At 65.5% G+C, this 4,837-nt stretch carries 6 protein-coding genes; all 6 read left to right on the top strand.

What is annotated here, in order from left to right; genetic code table 11:
• Window positions 1-181: 181 nt before the first annotated feature.
• Window positions 182-1,255 carry a pyruvate dehydrogenase (acetyl-transferring) E1 component subunit alpha gene (pdhA, locus tag AC16HO_RS09485; protein ID WP_395643838.1) on the top strand — a complete coding sequence of 358 codons (1,074 nt, stop codon included), beginning with the start codon at window positions 182-184 and terminating at the stop codon, window positions 1,253-1,255.
• Between the two features lie 4 nt (window positions 1,256-1,259).
• Complete coding sequence (locus tag AC16HO_RS09480) at window positions 1,260-2,240, top strand: alpha-ketoacid dehydrogenase subunit beta (protein ID WP_395643839.1); 981 nt, start codon at window positions 1,260-1,262, stop codon at window positions 2,238-2,240.
• Between the two features lie 19 nt (window positions 2,241-2,259).
• Complete coding sequence (locus AC16HO_RS09475; RefSeq protein ID WP_395643840.1) at window positions 2,260-2,619, top strand: DUF1304 domain-containing protein; 360 nt, start codon at window positions 2,260-2,262, stop codon at window positions 2,617-2,619.
• A gap of 7 nt (window positions 2,620-2,626) precedes the next feature.
• Window positions 2,627-3,940, top strand: a complete 1,314-nt coding sequence (locus AC16HO_RS09470) for a dihydrolipoamide acetyltransferase family protein (RefSeq protein WP_395643841.1) — start codon at window positions 2,627-2,629, stop codon at window positions 3,938-3,940.
• A gap of 110 nt (window positions 3,941-4,050) precedes the next feature.
• Window positions 4,051-4,521: a cytidine deaminase gene (locus tag AC16HO_RS09465; protein WP_395643842.1), complete on the top strand. Its 471-nt coding sequence runs from the start codon at window positions 4,051-4,053 to the stop codon at window positions 4,519-4,521.
• Window positions 4,511-4,714 (top strand): VOC family protein, encoded by a 204-nt coding sequence (locus tag AC16HO_RS09460; RefSeq protein ID WP_395643843.1) that lies wholly within the window; start codon window positions 4,511-4,513, stop codon window positions 4,712-4,714. Before AC16HO_RS09465 ends, AC16HO_RS09460 begins: the two co-directional genes overlap by 11 nt.
• The last annotated feature ends 123 nt before the right edge of the window (window positions 4,715-4,837 follow it).

Raw genomic sequence — 4,837 nt, 5'->3', positions numbered from 1 at the left:
AACTCCGACGTCATCGTCGATGTCGTCGGCTGGCTCGCACCCCCACAGTAGCGAACCCTCACGGCGCTGCGGATCGTCTCCGCAGCGCCGATTTTCCCGCGCCGCGATTTTGCGCCGCGCCTTGCATAGTCTCCGCCAAGACTGCTATCAAGCACCTCCGCATCGCATCCACGGCCGCAGCGTGAGCATCGCAGCCAGTTTCGAAGTCGAATACCTGCAATATCTGGACGAATCGGGCAAGCTTCTCACCGAGGACGCGCCCGCGTTCGCGCGCGACGTGCGCGCGCTGGTCGAGGCGTACAAGCTCATGTGCTTCACGCGCGTCTTCGACGGCAAGGCGATCGCCTTGCAGCGCACCGGCAAGCTCGGTACCTACGCCTCGTGTCTGGGCATGGAAGCGACCTACGTCGCGATCGGCTCGGCGCTGGCCGAAGACGACGTGTTCGCCCCGTTCTATCGTGACTACGGCGCGCAGTTCCAGCGCGGGGTGAAGCCGCGCGAGGTGCTGCTCTATTGGGGCGGCGACGAGCGCGGCAACGACTTCTCCGGCCCTGCGCACGACTTCGCCTGGAGCGTGCCGATCGCGACGCAATGTCTGCACGCAGCCGGTTCCGCGCTGGCTTTCAGGATTCGCAAGGAACCGCGCGTGGCGTTGGCGACCGTCGGCGACGGCGGCACCTCGAAAGGCGATTTCTACGCGGCGATCAATGCCGGTGGTGCGTTCACGCTGCCGCTTGTAATCGTCATCGTCAACAACCAGTACGCGATCTCGATTCCGCGCGCACACCAGACCGCGGCGAAGACGCTCGCGCAAAAAGGCATCGCCGCCGGCATCGAAAGCATACAAGTGGACGGCAACGACCTGGTCGCGATGCGCGTAGCGCTCGACCACGCAATCAAACGTGCGCGCCATGGCCACGGCGCGAGCCTGGTCGAGGCGGTGACCTATCGTTTGTCCGACCACACCACGGCCGACGACGCGCGCCGCTACCGCAGCGAAGACGAAGTGAAGGCCGCGTGGGAAAAGGAGCCGATCAGTCGTCTGCGCGCCTACCTGCAAGGCATGAACGCCTGGACCGACGACGAAGAGAAGGACTGGCTCGCCGAGTGCACCATACGCGTCGACGAGGAAATCGACGCCTACCTCGCGACCAGGCCACAGCCGCTGTCGGCGATGTTCGACCATACCTGCGCCGACCTTCCGCTCGATCTGGAACGTCAGCGTGCCGCGGCGCTCGCCGCCGCGAAAGGCTGAGGCGATGGCGCAGATCAACCTGATCGAAGGCATCACCATGGCGCTCGCGCACGAGATGGCGCGCGATCCGTCGGTCGTCGTCCTCGGCGAGGATGTCGGCGTCAACGGCGGCGTGTTCCGCGCGACTGTGGGTCTGCAGCAGAAATTCGGTGCCGAGCGCGTGATCGACACGCCGCTCGACGAGGCGATGATCGCCGGCCTAGCCGTCGGCCTTGCCGTTCAAGGCATGAAGCCCGTCGCGGAAGCGCAATTCGAAGGCTTCATGTACCCGATGATCGACCAGATCGCCTCGCACGCCGCGCGCATGCGCACGCGCACGCGCGGGCGCCTGACCTGCCCCGCGGTATTCCGCGCGCCGTGGGGTGGCGGCATCCATGCGCCCGAGCACCACTCCGAAGCGATCGAAGCACTGTTCACCAACATCGCCGGGCTGCGCGTCGTGATCGCTTCGTCGCCCGGCCGGGCCTACGGCTTGCTGCTCGCGGCGATCCGTGACCCCGACCCGGTGATCTTCTTCGAGCCCAAGCGCATCTATCGCCAGTACAAGGAAGAAGTCGCCGACGACGGCGAGGCTCTGCCACTCGACGTCTGCTTCGTGCTGCGCGACGGCAGCGATGTGACGCTCGTGACCTGGGGGGCGCAGGTCAAGGAAACGCTGGAAGCGGCCGATATGCTTGCCGCCGAGGGCATCGGCGCCGAAGTGATCGACGTCGCCACGCTCAAGCCGCTCGACTTCGACACTATCCACGAATCGGTGAAGAAAACCCATCGCTGTGTAATCGTGCACGAGGCGCCGTACACCGGCGGTTTCGGCGGCGAGATCGCGGCGCGTCTGGTGGAGCACGCCCTGTACGACCTGCATGCACCGGTCGAGCGCGTCGCCGGCTACGACGTGCCGATGCCGCTGTACCGCCTGGAAATGAACTATCTGCCGAGTGTCGCGCGCATCGTCGCCGCGGCGAAGCGTTCCTTGCAAGCAAGCTGAACCACGCCAGGGGAAACGCATGCATCTCTTCGCCCAAGTCCCGATTGTCTTCGTTGCGCTGCTGCATCTGTACTTTCTCGCGCTCGAGATGTTCTTCTGGGACAAGCCGCTCGGACGCAAGGTATTCAACCTCACGTCCGAATTCGCCACGGCGTCGAAAACGCTTGCCGCCAACCAGGGCTTGTACAACGGCTTCCTTGCCGCCGGCCTGATCTGGAGCCTCGTGCTTGGCGGCCACGAAGGTTTCCATGCCGCGATCTTCTTCCTTACTTGCGTCATCGTCGCCGGCATCTACGGCGCATGGACGGTAAACAAGCGCATTTTCTTCTTCCAGGCGATGCCTGCGATCGTCGCCCTGATCATGCTGCACGCGCGCTGAGGTACTCGTGAGCGAAACAAAGACATTCCGCCTGCCCGATCTCGGCGAGGGCCTGCCCGACGCCACGATCGTCGAGTGGCTGGTCAAGCCCGGCGACACGGTTGCGCTCGACGCGCCGCTGATTTCGATGGAGACGGCGAAGGCGATCGTCGAAGTGCCGTCGCCGTATTCGGGGAAATTAGCAAAAGTATACGGAAGCAACGGCGACGTGATCGCCACCGGCGCGCCGCTCGCCGATTTCGAAATCGATGCGAGCGCGCCGCAGCGTGCCGAGGCGCACTCGACGGGACACCACGCGGCGCCGGCAGCGACCGTGGCATCGCCCGCCGAGCGACCCGACACCGGTACGGTCGTCGGCGAAATGCAGGCCAGCGACCGCGTCGTCGTCGAGGCCGCCGTCAGCGTCGGCGGCGTCAAGGCGGTTCCGGCCGTGCGCGCGCTGGCGAAGAAGCTCGGCGTCGATCTGTCGCATGTTGCGCCGAGCGACGCGGGCGGCGTGGTGACGATGAAGGACGTGCGCGATTTCGCCGCAGGATCCGGCAAAAGCGCAGCAAAGGGAGAATCTTCACCTCTCCTCCGGGGCGGGGCCGGCGCGCGCAGCGCGACGAGTGAGGGTTCGAAGTCGGTCGGGCATCGGGCCGAGCCGGAACCCTCATCCACCGGGCACCTTCTCCGCAGGGGGGAAGGAAGAGCAGAACAACTCAAAGGCGTACGCCGCAACATGGCGCGCGTCATGGCCGATGCACAATCCAAAGTCGTGCCGACCACGCTCAACGACGACGCCGACATCCACGCCTGGCGCGCCGGCGAAGACGTCAGCGTGCGCCTGCTGCGCGCGATCACGGCGGCATGCAAGGCCGTGCCCGCGCTCAATGCCAGGTTCGACGGCGACAACCTGACGCGCACGCTGCACGAGCGCGTCGACATCGGTGTCGCGGTCGACACGATCGATGGCCTGTTCGTGCCTGCGCTGCGCAACGCCGACGCGCTCGACGCACATGGCCTGCGCACCGCGCTCGATCATCTGATGCGCCAGGTGCGCGAACGCAGCATCCCGCCGTCGGAGCTGACCGGCTACACGATTTCGCTGTCGAACTTCGGCGTGTTCGCCGGACGCTATGCGACACCGATCGTGGTGCCGCCGACCGTGGCGATCGTCGCCGCGGGCAAGCTGCGTTTTGAGGCGGTGCCCGTGATCGGCGGCATCGAGGCGCATCGCGTGATTCCGCTGTCGCTGACCTTCGATCATCGCGCCTGCACGGGCGGCGAAGCCGCACGCTTCCTCAAGGCGATGCTCGAAGATCTCGCCGCCGCGGAGTAGCCCGAAGCATTGACGCCACGCGCGACCGGGCGTATACCATTGCGCCCAGCCTGATCCGGAATGAGATGAAACGTAACGGATTGAAGCCAGTCGAGACGAATGGAACCAGATTGACTGCGGACGAACGCGCGCTCGTCAGCGCCGCGAAGAGAGCGCGCCTGCGCGCACACGCACACCAGTCGCAGTTCAAGGTCGGCGCCGCGGCGCGCTACGGCAGCGAGATCGTGCTCGGCTGCAATGTCGAATCGGATTCCTACGGACTCACCAACTGCGCCGAACGCACCGCCGTATTCTCGGCGCACGCAAGCGGCGTCGCGCGCAAGGGGCTGCGCATGATCGCGGTCATCGCCGACTCGCCCGAACCGGTCTCGCCTTGCGGCGCCTGCCGTCAGGTGCTGTTCGAGCAAGGCGGCCCGGATCTGCGCGTGATCATGTGCAACACGCGCGGCGACGTGCGCGTGGCGACGCTGGCCGAATTGCTGCCCGGCGGCTTCCGCCTCGAAACGGCGCCGAAGCGTCGCGCCGCGGCTACGGCGAAGCCACGCAGAGCGACAAAGCATGGACCGGTGCATGCACCGTAGCCGCATCTCCGCCTACGTTCTCGACTGCAAGACCGACAACCTGAAGGACGCAGCGGAATTCTGGAGCAAGGCGCTCGGCCGTCCCGTCGAAACGTTCGATCAGGACGGCGACGGCAAATATGCCGAGCTGAAAACCGACGCCGACGAGCCGTTCATGCTGCTGCAGCGTGTCGACCACGAAGCGCGCATCTGACCTGCCGGGTTTTCTCGGACCACGGATTAGTTGAGAGTGGCCCCCGGGTTGGTTGATGGTTTTTGCTTTCGCTGTTGCTTCTGCAGAATCTTATTCTGCTGCTCTTGGCTCTGCTGCTTGAAC

The sequence above is a fragment of the Rudaea sp. genome (genome assembly GCF_057139185.1).
The sequence above is the reverse complement of the archived record's forward strand: the minus strand, read 5'-3'. Positions and strand labels throughout refer to the sequence as shown.